Origin of the sequence: Vulcanococcus sp., assembly GCF_044369115.1 — a bacterium.
Taxonomy (GTDB): Bacteria; Cyanobacteriota; Cyanobacteriia; order PCC-6307; family Cyanobiaceae; genus Vulcanococcus.
In genome coordinates, this window is record NZ_JBIPMN010000026.1 from 1 (window position 1) to 17641 (window position 17641).

Below are 17641 nucleotides of genomic sequence, written 5' to 3' on the forward strand. Positions count from 1 at the left end.
GAGGGCTGAAGCAGCCCAGAGCCCTGCCGATGGACTGACCTGTGCAACCGAAATCGGCACGGGGGAGCGGGAGGCCATGCGGCGCGCCTGCTGCACGAGCGATGCCGTGCCGGCACCACCGGGGAACGCCAACACCAACACCGAGACCTGACGGCCGGGGGAGGAGAGAGCCAACGCCCGGGCAACGGCCTGCTCCAGCAGCTCGCGATTGCGAATGGGCCCAGCGGCCCGCCCGTGCCGCTGCCACTGGGCCGGCATCACCAGAGCGGACCAACCCAGCTGATGGGCAGCGCGGCCGATGGCGGCATCGGCGCCACGGGCACCGCCGTGGAGCAGCAGGTGCACCATCCGCCCCCCGGAGCGGGCGAGCAGCTCAGCGGCAACCCGCTGATGGGGCCAGACCAGATCACGGCCACCACCAGCCGCGATCACGAGAGAGCGAGCCGGGGCAATCTCCAGCCGCGATGGACGACATAAAGCCATGGATTCAGCTGTCGAACGTGACAACTGATCGGGGCATCGAAGCCGCTCAGAGATACGCGGCCGGGATGGCGAGACCAGGGGGTGAGGTTGCCGCAGGCGATGGACTCGGGGCCCTTGGTGCAGCCCTTATTCTACCAGTACAAACGCACTTAAAGACAAGCAGATCCCCTGCAGGGCAATCGATCTACACAACACTGAGCCCCACGCAGCAGCAACGACTTAATGAGGATCAAGGCCATCAGATCAAGGCCGAATGGTGCAATGGCCGCGCAGCCGCGCGAGGAAAAATGGAGCATCACCGCAGCCAAACACTGGCAACCAGCTGCCAGGCCACCGCAGCCGCGGGAGAGCGACGATGCCCACCACCACACCACCGGCCTCGGAGCGGAGGGCGGCGGCGGCTGGCCGATGCACACCACGGCACAGCCGTGGCACGCTGAAGGACGGCCGTCGCCGACCGGAGCCTTGCGGCGCCCGTAGCGCCCGTAGCGCCCAGCAACAAGGCCGGCCAACCCCCTCCATCGAGCAGCTGCTTGCAAGGCAGCTGCTCGATGCTCAGAGATCCTCTCTGCCGCGCTCCGAGGACCCCGGAACCCCAAACCTTCTCACATTCCTTCTCACACCCAAGACAGCCGGACGCAAGACATCAGTAATAGCAAGCATTCTGGGCTTTTACAACCAGAGTCTTCTAAGCAGCCGGTCGATGGTTCGAATCCATCAGGGGGCGTTTGCCAGGGGGAGTGAAGCAGTTCCCCTGAAACCGGTCCGCAGGCCACTGCCCATCGCTGATCGTTCAGCGTTTATCCGGCCTGCTTTTCAATGATCGAGAGCGCACGATTGGCCAGGTCAAGCGTCAGTCGAAGCTGCTCAGACTGAGCAGCAACCTGAGCCGCAAAGGGTGTCTCCTGCTCAGCAGCCGGTCGTTTGAAAACAATAAAAACATGTGGCTGTGCATGCTGAAAACCCACCAATTCCCAACCCTGGCGGCCTTGTGTGTTCAGGAATTCCTGCAACTGCACAGCCGGATCAATCTCCTGGACCTGGGCGACAGGTTGCTGGGGCTGGTCGGAAGGGTTGTAGAAGCGGGGGAACTCCTCCTTGAGGTAAGCCTCACTGAAAACCGCACTCGATGCTGGAGCACTGGCCTCACCCGCCTGATCCGGAGCCTCGGAGGCCGGAGCGGGCGACTGGGCCACCGGTGGCTCGACATTCAGACGAATCACTTGGTAGTCCCAGTTCATTCGTGACCAAGAGGCTGAATGAAGAATCTTAGTTTCAAATCACGATCTGGAGCTGCAAAAGCAATACCAACGGTGGGAGTTGGCTTCCAACCAGGGATCAAAGCCGTGCGGCGGTGATCCATTCAGCGCGTGGATCCACACGCCGCGCCACCCGCAGCTGCTCCAGCAGCTCACGCTCCTGATCGCTGTAACTGCTTGGCTGCTTGAGGCTGAGGCTGAGCAACAGATCGCCGCGGCCACCTTGAACGGGCCAGCCCTTCCCCTTGAGCCGCAAGCTGCGGCCAACTGCCATGCCAGGAGGCACCGTGAGAATGGCCTCACCATCCGGTGTGGCCACGCGGACCTCAGCGCCGAGGGCCAGTTCATCAAGGCTGAGGGGGAGCTCCGCCTTGAGCTGGTCGCCCTCGAGGCTCCAAACGGGATGGGACTGCAGCTGCAGGTTGAGGTAGAGGTCACCGCGCCGACCGGTGCCGGGCTGCAGGTTCCCTTTGCCCTTGAGCCGAAGACGGCTGCCGGGCTTCACGCCAGCGGGGATGCGCACCTGCACGCGCTCCTCGTTCACCGCCAGCGTGCGCTCACAACCCCGGAACGCCTCAGAAAACGAGAGGCTGATCGTGGCTTCAGCGTCGAGGTTTGGGGCCGGTGCTCGACCCTGACCCGTGGCAAATCCACTGCTGCTGAAGCCCCCTGGAAAGCCGCCCCCGAAACCGCCGAAGCCACCCGGGGGAGCCCCAGGACCGCCAAACCGCCCGAGCAGGTCGTTGATGAAATCGTCGAAATTGCCGTAGCGCCCGAAATCAACATCGAAACCAGCGGGTCCTGACCCGGCTGCTCCTGCCTGATTCCAATACTGACCAAACTGCTCATAGCGCTTGCGTTTATCGGGATCAGAGAGCACCTCATAGGCCTCGCTGATCTCCTTGAACTTCGCTTCAGCGCTTGCATCCCCCGGATTGACGTCCGGGTGGTACTGACGGGCCAGCTTGCGGAAAGACCGCTTGACGGTCTCCGCATCTGCGCTGCGATCTAGACCCAGCACCTTGAAGTAATCGCGGTATCCGTTGGCGCTCATCGCAGCTGCTTCGCAAACCGGTGCCTTAAAAGCCAGTCTCCCAGCAACCGGGAGCACTGGACCTGCCTGGCCGGGGCGGAAGCCCGAACGCGCCTAGGGTCAACGCGCCAGTTTCAACTGTGATGCTGATCGCCACGCCACCTCTACGGATGCGCTTGCAGTGCTTGTCGCTCAGCCTGGCCCTGCTGGCCGGGGGGGGCATGGGGGTAACGGCAGCGGCACCGACACAGGCCGAAGTCGCTCCCGCAGCCGGCAGCAACTCGAGTGCCCCGCAGGCCTCAACCGGCTTCCAGAGAGGACTGGCCGAGCATCTCAAGCGCCAGGGTGCCGTGCTCTACGGAGCCTGGTGGTGCCCCCACTGCACGCACCAGAGGGAGCTGTTCGGACTGGAAACGATTGAACTGCTGCCCTATGTGGAATGCGACAAGGACGATGCCGGTCGGCAGACCTGCCAAAAAGCCCAGGTGAAGGGTTATCCCACCTGGGATCTCAAAGGCGAACGCAGAGTGGGCGTGCTTAGCCTGGAGGAGCTCACAACCTGGAGCGGCTACAGCCCGCGTTAACAGCGCAGCAGTCGCAACTGCAACTCAGTCCGCGTCGGTGGCACCAAAGCAGTGCATCAGCGCATCACCCCAGCTGTTGATCCCTTTCAGCTCAGGCTCACCGGCAGAGCTGAGGGCTTCTCCGTGGGCACGAAGCACAGAGGCCTTGTCCACGCTGTGGCCATGGGCAGCCGCCAGATCCACGATGTCGTCCATCCCGCTGGCGGCATGGAACTTCTGGCGAAGGTCCGCGTCGGACTCCACCTTGGCGAGGAAAGCCTTCAGATCAGCAACGGACACAGCTTGATAGCGGGGATCTCGCGGCTGATGCTGTCAGACAGCTGGCCCTGCAGCCAAGAGCAAGCCGCGGAACCGATGCCTTCTTTGCCTACAACCAGGCTTCCGGCCAGCCCAACCACTGCGGCGCTCCAGACCTGATCACCAGCGATTTCATCATCCTCTGATCAGCCTTATCCACACGATCAACATCTCACCAGCCCCCTGCCATTCAGGCGGGGGGCTTTTGCTGCGGCAGAGAAAGCGGGAGCTGCGAAGGACACTGCCCCCAGCGGTTGCTGGAACTTCAAAGGGGCCTTCCAGCCCCCATGGATCATTTGGTTGATAAGGCTGATCTCACCCCATCTCCCCTAAAGGGTCAGGCGGCCACAGGGGCGGTCTGACGGGAGAAACGAACGATGTTGTTCGCTGTTACGTGTTTGCTCTCACCGAGCAGGCTTCAGTCACCCTCCTCATGCCCCGTCGAAACCATTGCAGCCCCGGAACAGGTCCCGGCGGATGCCGGGAGAACCAATGGAGCTGAGCGGAATCGAACCGCTGTCCGAAACACTGGTGTGAGCCACCTAGTCCGGCCGAAACCGGACTCCTGCATTGTGGCAGGAGCGAGCACAGGGCGCAGGGGTGGGCATGACCGAACAGCTGCAGTTCCAGTGCACCGCTGTGCTGCCCCCTGGCCTCGAGGCCTGCGGCGCCGATGAGTTGAGCGAGCTCGGGGCCACCGGCGTGAAAGCCCTGCACCGCGCCGTGGGCTTCCGCACAGATCTGGCCGGCTTCTACCGCCTGCAGCTGCAGGCCCGCCTGCCCTTCCGGCTGCTGCGCCAGTTGGCGGTGTTTCCCTGCCGCCATCGCGAGGAGCTCTATGCAGGTGTGCAGCGGTCGGTCGACTGGAGCGCGTGGCTCCCCCCCGAGCTGAGCTTCCGCGTGGATGCCAGCGGCAGCCTCCCCGGCCTCACCCACAGCCACTACAGCGCCCTGCAGGTGAAGAACGCGCTGGTGGATTGGCAGCGGGAGCGCTGGGGGGAGCGCTCATCGGTGGATTTGGACAACCCGGACCTCTCCATTCACGTGCACCTGGGGGGCGGCCAAGCCCGGCTGAGCGTGGATGGCAGCGGCGAGAGCCTGCACCGCCGCGGCTACCGCCCCCGCATGGGCCTGGCACCGCTCAAGGAAAACCTGGCGGCCGGCCTGATCCGGCTCACGGGCTGGGATGGCAGCGTGCCGCTCGCCGATCCGCTCTGCGGCTCCGGCACGCTGCTGATCGAGGCCGCCTGTATGGCCCTGGGCCGCGCCCCAGGGCTTGAACATCGCTTTGCCCTGGAGCGATGGCCCGATTTCAACGGGCAGCTCTGGAGCCAGGCGCTGGAGCAGGCCGGCCAGAGCGAGCGCCAACAGCTCGCTGATGGCAGGCCCCTGGCACCGGTGGTGGGGCTCGAACTCGATGGCTCGGTGGCCGATCAGGCCCGCACCAATGCCGAAGCTGCAGGCGTGGGCGATGCCGTATGGATCCAGAGCGGCGATTTCCGCAACTTCCAGCCGCCCGAGGGGCCTGGCGTGCTGGTGTGCAACCCGCCCTATGGGGAGCGCATCGGTGATCGCGATGCCCTTGAACCGCTCTATGCCGATCTGGGCCGGATGGTGAAAGAGCGCTGCAGCGGCTGGGATTTCTGGCTGCTTAGCGGCAACCCTGAGCTCACCGGAGCCCTACGCATGAAAGCCAGCCGGCGCATCCCCGTGAGCAACGGCGGCATCGACTGCCGCTGGCTGCACTACACCGTGCGCTGAGGCGGAAAGCCACATCCGAGAATCCCCTCATCTGTGGCGCCTGTGATGCTCCCGAACCTGGGCCTGCTGCTGGGGAGCGCCGTTGAAGCTGGTGCACCATCGCTGGAGGCGGTGCCGCTAGAGGCGCAAGTGCTTTTCATCGGGGTGGTGTTTCTTGGCACCTTGATCGTGAGTCGCTTTTCGATCCGCATCGGCATACCGGCGATCCTGGGCGTTCTGGCGTTGGGCCTGATGATCAACATCCATGTGCTGGATGTGAGCCACAGCGAAGTGGAAAAACTGCACGTCTTTGCCCTGGCCCTACTACTTTTTTATGCCGGGTTAAAAACAGATATTCAATCCATTCGCGGCTTCCTGCAATACGGCTTACTGCTGGCTGTTGGCGGAGTGGCCATCTCCACGCTGATCCTGGGTGCGGCGATCTGCTGGCTCAGTTCAGCCACTGGAACCAGCCTGGTGCCAGGTCTGGCCGAAACCATGCCCCTGGGAGCGGCATTCCTGATTGCAGCTTGCCTGGGTTCCACCGACGCCGGTGCCACCTTGAGCGTGCTGCGGCAGGTGCAGCGGCAAGTCCCCGAACGGGTGCGCCACCTGCTCGAATTCGAATCCTCGGTGAATGATCCCTCCGCGCTGATCATTTACAGCATCTGCCTGAGCTTTTTCACCGTGACCAGCGGCGCCGGCGAATCGATGCCTGCGATGGCACTGAGCGCATCGAGCAGCCTGCTGCAGAAGCTGGGCTCAGGGCTCCTGGTGGGTGTGGGGTTTGGCTACGTGGCCAAGCTGGCGATCAACCGCTTCGTGATCGACAAAGAGCAGCTGCTGGTGGTGGCGATGTCGATCGCGTTTGTGGATTATGGCTGCGCCCATTTCCTGGGCGGATCGGGCTATGTGGCCGTGTACGTCACAGGCGTGTTCATGGCCAATCTGCACTACCAAGATTCCCAGATCAATCACCAGAGCATTCAAGAAGTGCTCCTGCCGTTCAACACCATGACGGAGATCAGCATCTTTCTCCTCTTCGGCTTATTGGTGAATCCTTCCGATCTGGTTCCCTCCCTACCCGCCGGCATCGCCGCTGCCGCGGCCTTGATGCTGCTGGCCAGGCCGGTGAGCGTGTTCTGCTTCCAGCACTTCTCCCCGTTCAACCTGCGGGATTCGAGCCTGATCGCCTGGTGTGGTCTGCGCGGTGCAGTGCCTCTTGCGCTTTCGTTCAACGTGGCCAACGCCATCCCCAACCTGAAGGGCCTGGATCCGGCCCTGGCCGCTGAGCTGGCTCAGAACTGCCAGAGCATCGTGTTCATCGCCGTGATCCTCAACCTGCTGCTGCAGGGGCTCTCGCTGCCTCCGGTGTGCCGTTGGCTCAACGCCCCACCAACGCCCGCGTCGTCTTCGTGAGGCCCGCCATCGTTTCCGGCAGATAGGGGCCTTTGGTGAGCTGGCCACCCACGCGCAGCAAGATCCCGCTGAACACCAGGTTGGCGGCGGCCCAAGCCAGCAAGGCCGGGATCCAGCCCCAGCCCTGAACGATCACGAGCCAGAGCACTAGCGCCAGCTCAGCGACCAGCACAGCCAGAAGCAGCGCCGCCATCCCGGCCCCCAGCAGCAGCACCCCCACAATCAGCCGCCGCTTCTCCCGGTCGACCTCCTTGAGGGCGATGCGCACATGCAGATCCATCACCGAAGTCACCAGACCGGTGATGCGTGAGGCGGCCTCCAACGGAAGGCCGCGGCGGCGCTCCTCGCGGCCGTTTCCGCTGCTCTCCGTCATGCCGAACGCCGGCCCGAAGCCAGCAGCAGACCCACCAGCACACCCACACCAGCGGCGATACCGAGGGCCATCAGCGGCCGCTCCCGCACAGGCCTCTCGATCCGGGGCCGGAGGCTGGCGTTGAGATCATCGAGTAACTGCTCGAGCTGCTCCTCCAGCGGGCGCAGGGAATCGGCCAGGTGATGGGCCTGATCACCGGTCACCTGCACCAGCTCGAGCAACTGCTGCTTCACACCGTCGCTGGTGCGCCCGGTCTGCCGGGCGATCACCTCCACCACCGTGTCAAAGCTGCCGCGGGTGGCCTCGAGCGTGTGGCGAGCCACCTCGGGCCATTCCCGCTGGATCGAAGGCAGCAAGCTTTCGAAGCGATCCCGGAACTGGCTCGCCGCTGGGCTTTCCGCGGTTGGAGCCGAAGCCTGAGGCTCAGCGGTGGTGTCGCCGGCGGGGGTTGGATCCATGGCGAAACAAGCCCGGTTGGCTGCGCTGGTGCGTCCAAACTATCGACGGCGGCTTGAAAACGTCAGGGGCTCCGCTACTTTGCAGCTGCTCGGCGCTCGGGCCTGTTGGTTCACATCAATCAGGTAGAGCTCACGCACTTCAAGTCGTTCGGGGGGTCGATGACCATCCCCCTCGAGCAGGGCTTCACGGTGGTGACCGGCCCCAACGGCAGCGGCAAGAGCAACATCCTTGATGGCGTGCTGTTCTGCCTGGGCCTGGCCAGCAGCCGCGGCATGCGGGCCGAACGCCTGCCGGATCTTGTGAACAGCTCCATGCTCAAGCAGGGCAAGGCAGCTGAAACCGTGGTCACGGTGCGCTTCGACCTGCGCGACTGGCAGCCCGACGACGCTGAAGCAGGCCTGGAGCCACCCGAGGAAGGGCCCTGGATTAAGCCAGGCCAGCAGGAATGGTCCGTGACCCGCCGGCTGCGCATCGCCCCCGGCGGCACCTACGCCAGCAGCTACAGCGCCGATGGCGTGGCCTGCAACCTGCAGCAACTGCAAACGCAGCTGCGCCGCCTGCGGGTGGATCCCGAGGGCAGCAACGTGGTGATGCAGGGCGATGTGACCCGCATCGTGTCGATGAGCGCCAAAGAACGGCGCGGCATCATCGACGAGCTGGCCGGCGTGGCCCTGTTCGATTCCCGCATCGAGCAGACCCGCAGCAAGCTCACTGAGGTGCAGGAGCGCGAAGAACGCTGCGCGATCGTCCAGCAGGAACTGCTTGTGTCGCGCCAGAAGCTGGAGCGCGACTGCGCCAAGGCCCGCACGTATCAGGATCTGCGCGAGCGCTTCCAGCGAGGCCGGCTGCAGGAGCAGGTGCTCGGCTTTGAACAGGCGCAGCAGGAGCAACGGCAGCTGCAGAGCCGCCAGGCGGCGCTCGGGCAACAGCAGCAGCGCGATCGCCAAGCGATCGCCGAAGCCAAAACCAGCCTGGAGCAATCCGCGAAGGCCCTCGAAGCTCTGCAAGCCGAAGTGAAGGCCCTCGGTGAAGACAGCCTGCTGGCCGTGCAATCGGAGCTGGCCGGCCTGGAGGCCAGCGGCCGCGAGCTGGCCCGCCAGGCCGAGAAACACCAACACAGCGCCGAGGAGCTGCAGCGCCAGCGGCAGGAGCTCGCCCGGCAGCAGGGCGAGCTGCGTCAGCAGCAGAGCCAGCTGGCCGCACCAGACGATGACGCAGCCCTGGAACAGGCCGAAACCAACTGCCGCAGCGCCGAAGCCGCTGTGGAACTCTCGCGCCGCCGCCTGGGCGAAGTGGCCGGGCGGAGCGGCAGCTGGATGGAGGAGCAGAAACAGCGCAGCCAGCGGCGGCAGGAGCTGCAGGCGCGGCTCTCACCGCTGCAGGCCGAGCAGCAGCAACTAGCGGCGCGGCTGCAACAGGAGCAGGAGCGGCTCACGGAGCTGAAGCAGCAACAGGCCGATGACGCCGCCAGCAGCGACGGCGTGGCCAGCACCCTCGATCTGCTGGAGGCCGAGTGGCAGCAGCTGCTCAACGATCTGCAGAGCCAACAAACCCAGGCGCAGGAGCTGGCGGAGGCCCTAGCCCTGCAGCAGCGCACCCGCCAACGGCTCGAGCAGGAGCAGGTGAGCCTCGAGCGCGAGATCGCCCGCCTGGAATCCCGCCGCGAAACCCTGCAGGAAAGCCGCGGCACCGGCGCCCTGCGCCTGCTACTGGAGGCGGGCCTCGATGGCATCCATGGCCCGGTGGCCCAGCTGGGCGAGGTGGAGGAGCGGCACCGCCTCGCCCTGGAGGTGGCCGCCGGCGCCCGCTTGGGGCAGGTGGTGGTCGACGACGACCGCATCGCCGCCCGTGCCATCGACCTGCTCAAGAGCCGCCGCGCCGGCCGCCTCACCTTCCTGCCGCTCAACAAGATCCGCGGTGGCGGCGGCAGCAGCGGCAACAGCGCCGCCTTCCAACGCGGCAGCGGCCCAGGGCCTGGCACCAGTGGTGGCGGGGGATTGGTGGGCCGCGCCGTGGAGCTGGTGCGTTTTGAACCCGTGTACAGCGAAGTGTTCCGCTACGTGTTCGGCGACACGCTGGTGTTCCACGATCTGGCCAGCGCCCGCCGCGAGCTGGGCCGATGCCGCGCCGTGACCCTCGATGGCGAACTGCTGGAGAAGAGCGGCGCCATGACGGGCGGCAGCTTCCAGCAGCGGGGCAACCAGCTGAGCTTTGGCGCCGCCAGCGATGCCGATGAAGCCGAGCCGCTGCGCCGGCGCCTGCTGGAGCTGGGCGAAACCCTGGCCGCCAGCCGCCGCAAGGAATCCGAGCTGGGCCGCCAGCTGGAGGAGCTGCGGCCCCGGCTGAGCCGTCTGGAACAGCGCCGGGCAGCCCTGGAGGCGGAACGCGGCGCCGCCCAACGGGCTCACGGCCCGCTGCAGCAGCGGCGCGAGCAACTGCTGCAGCGCATCAGCCAGATCGAGGTGGATCTGAGCAGCGGCCAGCTACGGCTGCAAACCCTCGCCGCTGAACTGGCACCCTTGCAGCAGAGCCTCCAGGAGCTCGAAGCCCAGGAAGCCAGCGCCCAAGCCAGCGGCGACAGCGAACGCTGGCAAGGGCTGCAGCAGGACCTCGAAGCGGCCGATGCAGCCCTCACCGCTGCGCGCGCCCAGCGCGATGGCTTACTGGCTGCACGGCGCGAGCGGGGCCTTGCTGCCGAGCGGGTGGCCAGCCAACTTCAGGCCCTGGGCGGTGAGGAGAAGCGGCTCGTGCAGGCGGTGAACGCCCTGGTGACCGAGCGAGCGGCCTGGAAGGAGCAGCAGCAGGCCGATCAAGCCAAACGCAGCGAGCTCGAAGCGCGGCAACACGAGCTGCAGGAGCGTTTCGGGGAGCGGCGCCGCGCCCGTGATGAAGCCGAAGCCCTGCTCTCGCGCCAACGCCAGACCCTGCAACAGAAGGAATGGGAGCTGCAGCGCCTGGCGGAAGAGCTCACGGCTTTGGCGGAGCAAGAGCGCAGTGGCGCCCTGCGGCTCGAGCAGCTGCAGGGCGACCTGCCCGATCCCCTTCCGGAGATACCAGACGAGGTTCGCGAGCTCGGCCTGGAGGCTCTTCAGGCCGAGCTCAAGAGCCTCCAGGCCCGGATGGAAGCGCTCGAGCCGGTGAACATGCTGGCCCTTCAGGAGCTTGAGGAGCTGGAAACCCGCCTGGCCGATCTTCAGGAGCGGCTGGATGTGCTGTGCAAGGAGCGCGAGGAGCTGCTGCTGCGCATTGAAACGGTGGCCACCTTGCGGCAGGAGGCCTTCATGGAGGCGTTCAAAGCCGTGGACAGCCACTTCCGCGATATCTTTGCCGGCCTCTCCGATGGCGAAGGGCACCTGCAGCTGGAGAACCCCGAGTCACCGCTCGATGGTGGCTTGAGCCTGGTGGCCCATCCCAAGGGCAAAGCGGTGCGCCGGTTGGCGTCGATGAGCGGCGGCGAGAAATCACTCACGGCCCTGAGCTTCCTCTTCGCCCTGCAGCGCTTCCGCCCCTCGCCCTTCTATGCCCTCGATGAGGTGGACAGCTTCCTTGACGGCGTGAATGTGGAGCGCCTGGCGGCCCTGATCGCCCAGCAGGCAGAAGCGGCTCAGTTCCTGGTGGTAAGCCACCGCCGCCCGATGATCGGCGCTGCCACCCGCACCATCGGTGTAACCCAGGCCCGCGGTGCCCACACCCAGGTGGTGGGATTACCACCAGCCGCCTGAAGGCAGCCCCTTGCCGCTCGGCCACAATGCGCCCATGACAAGCACACCCCCCGGTAGCGACCCGACCGCCACACCCAGTGATCGCCTCTGGCTGCGCTCGGAGCTGATGGGCACCCAGGTGATCACTCGCGACTCCGGCCGTCGCCTGGGTGTGGTGGGCGAGGTGGTGGTGGATATCGACCGCCGCGAAGTGGTGGCGCTGGGCCTGCGCGATAACCCCCTCACCCGCTTCCTGCCGGGCTTACCCCGCTGGATGCCGCTGCAAAGCATCCGCCAGGTGGGCGATGTGATCCTCGTGGATTCCGCCGACTCTCTGGCGGAAGGCTTCAACCCCGATCGCTATTCACGCGTGATCAACTGCCAGGTGATCACCGAAGCTGGTGAGCAGCTGGGCAAGGTGCTGGGCTTCAGCTTCGACATCGAGACCGGCGAACTCACCACCCTGGTGCTGGGTGCCCTGGGGATTCCCCTCCTCGGCGAAGGTGTGCTGAGCACCTGGGAACTCACGGTGGAGGAGATCGTGAGCAGCGGCCCTGATCGGATCATCGTCTACGAGGGCGCAGAAGAGAAGCTCAAGCAACTGGGCACGGGCCTGCTGGAGAAGCTGGGTGTGGGTGGCCCAAGCTGGGAGCAGGAAGAGCGCGAGCGCTACCGGCTCAACATGGTGCCGGTGGAGAACCAGCTGGCCGCCGGCCAGCCTGCGGTGCAGGAGCAGCAGCGCCGCATCGAGCCCGCCACCAACCGCCGCTTCGAGCCGGAAGAGGATTACGACTACGTGGAGGTGGAGCAGCGCCGCGAGCGCGAGCCGCTGCGTCAGCGCCGTTATCTCGATGAGGAGACGCTCGATCCGCCGTCCAGGCGCGGCTACCAAGAGGAAGCCCCCCGCCGGCGCTATGTGCGCGATGAGGGTCCTCTCGACGTAGAGCCGGTTGAGCCGTTTGATCGCCGCGATACCGACCGCTGGTAGGCGCGGCCGGCTCAGCGGTTAACCCTGACCGGGCTCGAACTGGAGCGAGGCCGAGTTCACGCAGTAGCGCAGCCCCGTGGGATTGGGCCCGTCGTTGAACACATGCCCGAGGTGGGCATCGCACTTGGCGCACTTGATCTCGGTGCGCACCATGCCGTGGCTGCGGTCTTCTACGGTGGTGATCGCATCGGGATTCACCCCCTCCCAGAAGCTGGGCCAGCCGCTGCCGGAGTCGTACTTGGTGTCGGAGTTGAAGAGTTCACTGCCGCAGCACACGCAGCGGTACATGCCTTTGGTCTTGTTGTCCCAGTAGATGCCGGTGAAGGCACGCTCGGTGCCCCCCAGGCGAGCCACCTGGAACTGCTCCGGTGTGAGCTGATCGCGCCACTGCTCGTGATCAGCGGAGGAAGCGGAAGCCATGCAAAGCGTGATGGGCAGGCCCACAAGCTAGGGAGTTCCCGCCAGCAGCTCTCGCACCATGCCGGCCAGCGCCGCCACCGCACCTGGCTGACCACGCAGGCTGCGCAGGTCATCGCGCATGCCCGCCAGCCGTTCAGGCTGCTCGAGCCAGCCCGCTGCTTCCTCGGCAATCTGGGCGGGAGTGATCGCCCCCACCCGCTCAGGCACCACCGCCCGGCCCGCCGAGATGTTGGGCCACGCCAGATAACCGTGATGGCGCATCCGCCAGGCGGTGAGCGCCGCCCCCAGCAACCAGCGCAGGATCGGCAAGCGGGCCAGGATCCCGAGGCCACCATCCCAGGCCTGCATCACATGCAGGTGCTGGGTGGGCACCAACACGATCATCGGCACCCCCAGCGCTCCCAGCTCGGCGGTGTTGGCGCCCACGGTGGTGAGGGCCAGCCGGCACTGGCTGAGTACCCCATGGGCCGGCTGCTGCTCCACCAAACGAATACGCGTTCCTGCAGGCGTGCGGAGCAGGGCCCCCTCAGGACCCTGCAGCAGCTCCGGCTCGCCGGCGGCGTAGGCAGCCGCAATCGCATTGGCAGGGCCTGCATAAGCCAACAGCTCCCGCACGCTGGTGGTGGGAGCCACGGGCAGCAGGAATCGGCAGCCTGGGTGCAAGCGGGCCAGGCGATCGGCCGTCTCGAGCAGAAACGGCATGCCCACCTGCAATTTGGCCCGCTTGGAACCCGGCATCAAGGCCACCCACTCCCCCTCCGGCAGCGGCTGATCGCTGCGGGCTGATTCCGAGAGATCCGCCATCAGATCACCCACCACCTGGCAGCGGGGTTGCCAGCGGAGCGCCAGTCGATCCGCTGCTGAAGGGCCCATAGCCGCAATCCGATCGTTCCAGCGGGGCCAGCGGGCCACCCATTCGGCGTAGGTGATGTGGCGATAGCGGAGGCGCGCGGAGAGCAGCACCGTCCAGAACTGGTCACCACCCAGAAATACCACCACCCCACGCGAGGGCCAGGGGCCTCCGCGGTGCGGACGCAAGAGCAGCCACCAAAACCGAGCTGCAGGCAGGATCCGATCAAACAGACCCATGCCCTCCGCCACTTGATGCTCGATGCCGGTGGCATTCGGGCAGGGCACGAGCACCAGCTGCAGGCTGATCGGGGCCTGCGAATCCAGGGGCCGCATGGAGAGTTCCCGGTGCAGCCGCTGCGCCAGCGGGCGCACCCAGGTGCTGAGCTCTCCTGGCCCGTTGCACACGAGCACAATCGCGGTTTCAGCCGGGCTGAATCGCGGGGCCCCGGCGGTAGGAGGGAAGCCGCCGGGCTGGGTCACACGGATGACCTGCTGAAGAACTAGATCAGTGCGGATGGCGAGACTTGAACTCGCAAGACCGAAGTCACACGCCCCTCAAACGTGCGTGTCTACCAATTCCACCACATCCGCGTGGTTGTTGATTCGGCAGCGCAGGGCTGACTGAACCGGGGGTTGGTCGTCTGTGCGTAAGTCTGAAAAGACCGCAGCAACAAGCGTGAGGGCTGACGACGCCTGAGCGCCGCTCCGGAACTATACCCATCAGCCTGGCGTGATTCGCCCTGGTGAGCACTGATACAGTCCCAGGCGGCCTGCGCTGCCGGATCTGCCGGCCTGCCACTGGATGCCCATCGGCAAACTGCTGATCGCCAACCGTGGCGAAATCGCTCTGCGCATCCTGCGCACCTGCCGCGAACTCGGCATTCCCACCGTGGCTGTGTACAGCACGGTGGACCGCAACGCTCTGCATGTGCAGCTCGCCGATGAGGCGGTGTGCATCGGTGATGCACCCAGCAGCAAGAGCTACCTCAACATTCCGAACATCCTTGCCGCCGCCACCTCCCGCGGCGCCGATGCCATCCACCCCGGCTACGGGTTTCTGGCGGAAAACGACAAGTTCGCCGAGATCTGTGCCGCCCACGGCATCACCTTCGTGGGCCCATCACCGGAATCGATCCGCTCGATGGGTGATAAGTCGACGGCCAAAGCCACGATGCAGAGCGTGGGGGTTCCCACCATCCCCGGTAGCGAGGGCCTGCTTGAGAACGTGGAGGAAGCCCGCAACCTGGCTGAGTCCATGGGTTACCCGGTGATGATCAAGGCCACGGCCGGCGGTGGCGGCCGTGGCATGCGCCTCGTCCCCAGCGCCGACCAGATTGAGAACCTGTTCAAGGCCGCCCAGGGGGAAGCAGAAGCCGCCTTCGGCAATCCCGGCCTCTACATGGAGAAATTCATCGACCGGCCCCGGCACGTGGAGGTGCAGGTGCTGGCCGATCGCCACGGCAACGTGGTGCACGTGGGCGAGCGCGACTGCTCGATTCAGCGCCGCCACCAGAAGTTGCTGGAGGAAGCCCCCAGCGTGGCGATCAACGCCGATCTGCGGCGCCAAATGGGTGATGCAGCTGTCGCGGCTGCGCGCACCATCGGCTACGAGGGCGCCGGCACTGTTGAGTTCCTGGTGGATCGCAGCGGCAGCTTCTATTTCATGGAGATGAACACCCGCATCCAGGTGGAGCACCCCGTGACCGAAATGGTGACGGGTGTCGACCTGATCGCGGAGCAGCTGCGGATCGCTGGCGGTGAGCCGATCTCAGTGCGCCAAGACGAGATCAAGCTCACCGGCCACGCGATCGAGGTGCGCATCAATGCGGAAGACCCGCGCCAGAACTTTCGCCCCGCCCCCGGCAAGATCACCGGCTGGCTCCCCCCCGGCGGCCCCGGCGTGCGCTTCGACAGCCACGTGTACACCGGCTACGAGATCCCGCCCTTCTACGACTCCCTGATCGGCAAGCTGATCGTGTGGGGCACCGACCGCAACCACGCCCTCAGGCGCCTGCGCCGGGCCCTCTCGGAATGCGCGGTGACCGGCATCCCCACCACGATCGACTTCCACCTGCAGCTGCTCGATCGCCCGGAATTCCAGGCCGGCGACGTGCACACCAAGTTTGTGGAGCAGGAAATGCTCCCGCCGCCTTAAGCCGGCAGCACACTGGCGCGGATCATCACCTGCGTGATCAGGCCCTGCTGGCCCACCAGCAGCTCGCGCATAAGACTGATCAGCCCCAGCCAGATCACCGGCGTGACATCCACCCCACCGATCGGGGCAATCAGCTTGCGGGTGGCAGCGAGCAGGGGCTCAGTGGGGATGGCCACCACGCGCCAGATCCCCTGACTGAGATCCACCTGGGGGTACCAGGTGAGAACGATGCGAAACAGGAAGAGCAGCGTCCAGGCCGAGAGCAGCAGGCCCAGCACCAGATGCACCGGGGGCAGCACCTGCCGCAGCAGCGCCAGGGTGTCAGCCCCAGATGCCGCCGCCTGCTCGACTCCCGCCATGGCAAGGCTCCCCGTCACAAAGCTCTAAGCAGCAGTGCACGGATCGTAGGAAGCAGCCATCGCTGCCTAGGATCCCAGGCGGATTCGTCACAGCCATGACCCCCTCCCTCGCCAACTTCCTGAGCAGCCTCGTGTGGGGTGCGGTGATCGTGGTCATCCCCATCACCATCGCCGTGATCCTGATCAGCCAGAACGATCGCGTTGATCGCAAACTCTGAACCCGCAAACTCTGAACCCGCAAGCTTTGAGTTCCAGGGCTTGCTGAGCGGCTCAGCGGCGCTCGACTCCCGGCCTACAGTGGCTTGAACGAGAGCAGCGATCCGTGGTCAACGCCAGCCTGAATTGGGCCAGCATTGTTGGGATCGTGTTGGCCGTTGGTGGCGCACTCCTCTATTTCATGAGGAGTTTTAAGCCCGCCCTGGCCCGCGATTACGACGTGTTTTTCGCCGCCGTGGGCCTGCTCTGCGGCGGCATTTTGTTTTTTCAGGGCTGGCGACTCGACCCGATCCTGCAGTTCGGACAGTTTCTGCTGGCCGGCACCACGGTGTTCTTCGCCTACGAAAGCGTGCGCTTGCGCGGGGTTACCACCGAGCAGGCCCGGCGTTCCTCCTTCTTTGACGACGACGAACCGGAGCCCAAGCCCCGCATGGGTGGCGGCCGCGACTGGCGCGACGATGTGGATCGGTTCGACGAACCCCAGCCCCTGCGCCGGCGCATCCGCTCCCGCGACGAGGGCATTGGCGAGCGCGATGAGGATGATCTGTACCGCCCCCGCCGTGCACCGGCCCGAGCCGCCATTCCCGAGCGGGCTGCGTCCCGCGATGAATGGGATCACCGCGGCGAACGTCGCTACCGCGCCGGCAGCGCCCCGACTGACACCTCAACCCGCGACTTCGGTGCCCGCCGCCAAGACCGCGACGAAACCCGGCGCGGCACTCGGCCTGCTGCCACCAGCGAGCCGATGCCACGCTCCAGCCGCCGCCCCGGGCCCAGCGAGCGACCGATGGACAAGCCCCAGGGAACTCCCTATCGGGCCCCCAGCACCACCCCTGCGCCCGCCGCTTCCAGCACCGCCAGTGATGCCGGCGTGAGCGATGCCGAATTCCGCCCCGTTCCCCCTTCCAGCCGCAAGAACAACCCCAGCAGCGCTGCTCCGCGCGATAACAGCTCCCGCTTCGACGACTGATCCGTGGCGGCGGCTAGCGGCTGCCGCCGGGCTCGCACTGGGCTTAAGCGGCTGCAGCCTTTCACCCTTCAACCGCCAACCAACGCCCCCCGTCGGCCTGGGAGCTGAGTCTCGCCAGCAACCGGCTCTCAGCGGCGACGGGCGTCTTCTGGCCACCCTCGTGGATCGTGGAGGACGCACCACAGTGGTGCTGCAGGAGCGCCGCACAGGCCGCGTGCTGCCCTTACGGCAGCTGCGCAATCGTCAGCCCCACAGCTCACCATCGCTGAGCTGGAATGGCCGCTATCTGGCCCTGTTGGTGCAGCAGGGGAGCCGGCGCCAGGCGGTGATTGA

At 65.9% G+C, this 17641-nt stretch carries 17 protein-coding genes and 1 tRNA gene; 8 read left to right on the plus strand and 10 right to left on the minus strand.

All coding sequences use genetic code 11. The annotated features are described in order from the left end of the window. The 3 genes from ACIQ2E_RS03250 to ACIQ2E_RS03260 all read right to left on the minus strand — a co-directional run. Positions 1 to 483: hypothetical protein (locus ACIQ2E_RS03250; RefSeq protein ID WP_398326097.1), on the minus strand; the 483-nt coding region annotated here is incomplete at its 3' end. A gap of 800 nt (positions 484 to 1283) precedes the next feature. After that, positions 1284 to 1724 carry a hypothetical protein gene (locus tag ACIQ2E_RS03255; RefSeq protein ID WP_398326100.1) on the minus strand — a complete coding sequence of 147 codons (441 nt, stop codon included), beginning with the start codon at positions 1722 to 1724 and terminating at the stop codon, positions 1284 to 1286. A gap of 97 nt (positions 1725 to 1821) precedes the next feature. Further along, the gene (locus ACIQ2E_RS03260) at positions 1822 to 2796 is read right to left on the minus strand and encodes a DnaJ C-terminal domain-containing protein (protein ID WP_398326103.1); all 975 of its coding nucleotides are present in this window, start codon (positions 2794 to 2796) and stop codon (positions 1822 to 1824) included. Between the two features lie 122 nt (positions 2797 to 2918). Between ACIQ2E_RS03260 and ACIQ2E_RS03265 the strand changes: the two genes are divergently transcribed. Continuing rightward, complete coding sequence (locus tag ACIQ2E_RS03265) at positions 2919 to 3359, plus strand: hypothetical protein (protein ID WP_398326106.1); 441 nt, start codon at positions 2919 to 2921, stop codon at positions 3357 to 3359. 24 nt (positions 3360 to 3383) lie between these two features. On the opposite strand, the gene ACIQ2E_RS03270 is transcribed toward ACIQ2E_RS03265, so the two are convergent. After that, a complete protein-coding gene (locus tag ACIQ2E_RS03270) occupies positions 3384 to 3638 on the minus strand; it encodes a Nif11-like leader peptide family natural product precursor (RefSeq protein WP_398326109.1) in 255 nt (84 codons plus the stop codon). Between the two features lie 624 nt (positions 3639 to 4262). Here ACIQ2E_RS03270 and ACIQ2E_RS03275 point away from each other — a divergent pair. Together ACIQ2E_RS03275 and ACIQ2E_RS03280 are read left to right on the plus strand one after the other, a co-directional pair. Then, the gene (locus tag ACIQ2E_RS03275) at positions 4263 to 5417 is read left to right on the plus strand and encodes a class I SAM-dependent RNA methyltransferase (RefSeq protein ID WP_398326112.1); all 1155 of its coding nucleotides are present in this window, start codon (positions 4263 to 4265) and stop codon (positions 5415 to 5417) included. Positions 5418 to 5462: 45 nt separating this feature from the next. Then, the gene (locus ACIQ2E_RS03280) at positions 5463 to 6815 is read left to right on the plus strand and encodes a cation:proton antiporter (protein WP_398326115.1); all 1353 of its coding nucleotides are present in this window, start codon (positions 5463 to 5465) and stop codon (positions 6813 to 6815) included. Here the strand turns inward: ACIQ2E_RS03280 and ACIQ2E_RS03285 are convergent. Both ACIQ2E_RS03285 and ACIQ2E_RS03290 read right to left on the minus strand, forming a co-directional pair. After that, positions 6781 to 7188: a phage holin family protein gene (locus tag ACIQ2E_RS03285; RefSeq protein ID WP_398326118.1), complete on the minus strand. Its 408-nt coding sequence runs from the start codon at positions 7186 to 7188 to the stop codon at positions 6781 to 6783. The genes ACIQ2E_RS03280 and ACIQ2E_RS03285 overlap by 35 nt on opposite strands. Continuing rightward, entirely contained in the window at positions 7185 to 7646 is a 462-nt protein-coding gene (locus tag ACIQ2E_RS03290; protein ID WP_398326121.1) for a hypothetical protein, read from the minus strand. The genes ACIQ2E_RS03285 and ACIQ2E_RS03290 overlap by 4 nt, the downstream gene beginning before the upstream one ends. Before the next feature lie 105 nt (positions 7647 to 7751). Here ACIQ2E_RS03290 and smc point away from each other — a divergent pair, with 105 nt between their 5' ends. After that, positions 7752 to 11369: a chromosome segregation protein SMC gene (gene smc, locus ACIQ2E_RS03295; RefSeq protein WP_398326124.1), complete on the plus strand. Its 3618-nt coding sequence runs from the start codon at positions 7752 to 7754 to the stop codon at positions 11367 to 11369. 34 nt (positions 11370 to 11403) lie between these two features. Next, entirely contained in the window at positions 11404 to 12336 is a 933-nt protein-coding gene (locus ACIQ2E_RS03300) for a PRC-barrel domain-containing protein (RefSeq protein ID WP_398326127.1), read from the plus strand. Between the two features lie 18 nt (positions 12337 to 12354). Here the strand turns inward: ACIQ2E_RS03300 and msrB are convergent, their stop codons facing one another. The 3 genes from msrB to ACIQ2E_RS03315 all read right to left on the minus strand — a co-directional run bounded on the left by msrB (position 12355) and on the right by ACIQ2E_RS03315 (position 14199). Continuing rightward, positions 12355 to 12756 carry a peptide-methionine (R)-S-oxide reductase MsrB gene (gene msrB, locus ACIQ2E_RS03305; RefSeq protein ID WP_398326130.1) on the minus strand — a complete coding sequence of 134 codons (402 nt, stop codon included), beginning with the start codon at positions 12754 to 12756 and terminating at the stop codon, positions 12355 to 12357. 27 nt (positions 12757 to 12783) lie between these two features. Beyond that, entirely contained in the window at positions 12784 to 14088 is a 1305-nt protein-coding gene (locus ACIQ2E_RS03310; RefSeq protein WP_398326133.1) for a glycosyl transferase, read from the minus strand. A gap of 29 nt (positions 14089 to 14117) precedes the next feature. Next, positions 14118 to 14199: transfer RNA gene (locus ACIQ2E_RS03315), tRNA-Leu, on the minus strand. 211 nt (positions 14200 to 14410) lie between these two features. On the opposite strand from ACIQ2E_RS03315, the gene accC reads away from it, so the two are divergent. Continuing rightward, the gene (gene accC, locus ACIQ2E_RS03320) at positions 14411 to 15763 is read left to right on the plus strand and encodes an acetyl-CoA carboxylase biotin carboxylase subunit (RefSeq protein ID WP_398326136.1); all 1353 of its coding nucleotides are present in this window, start codon (positions 14411 to 14413) and stop codon (positions 15761 to 15763) included. On the opposite strand, the gene ACIQ2E_RS03325 is transcribed toward accC, so the two are convergent. Continuing rightward, a complete protein-coding gene (locus ACIQ2E_RS03325) occupies positions 15760 to 16122 on the minus strand; it encodes a YggT family protein (protein ID WP_398326143.1) in 363 nt (120 codons plus the stop codon). The genes accC and ACIQ2E_RS03325 overlap by 4 nt on opposite strands. Positions 16123 to 16217: 95 nt before the next feature. On the opposite strand from ACIQ2E_RS03325, the gene psbX reads away from it, so the two are divergent. Both psbX and ACIQ2E_RS03335 read left to right on the plus strand, forming a co-directional pair. After that, the gene (psbX, locus tag ACIQ2E_RS03330; RefSeq protein WP_010304513.1) at positions 16218 to 16340 is read left to right on the plus strand and encodes a photosystem II reaction center X protein; all 123 of its coding nucleotides are present in this window, start codon (positions 16218 to 16220) and stop codon (positions 16338 to 16340) included. Positions 16341 to 16444: 104 nt separating this feature from the next. Beyond that, complete coding sequence (locus ACIQ2E_RS03335) at positions 16445 to 17308, plus strand: Ycf66 family protein (RefSeq protein ID WP_398326140.1); 864 nt, start codon at positions 16445 to 16447, stop codon at positions 17306 to 17308. The last annotated feature ends 333 nt before the right edge of the window (positions 17309 to 17641 follow it).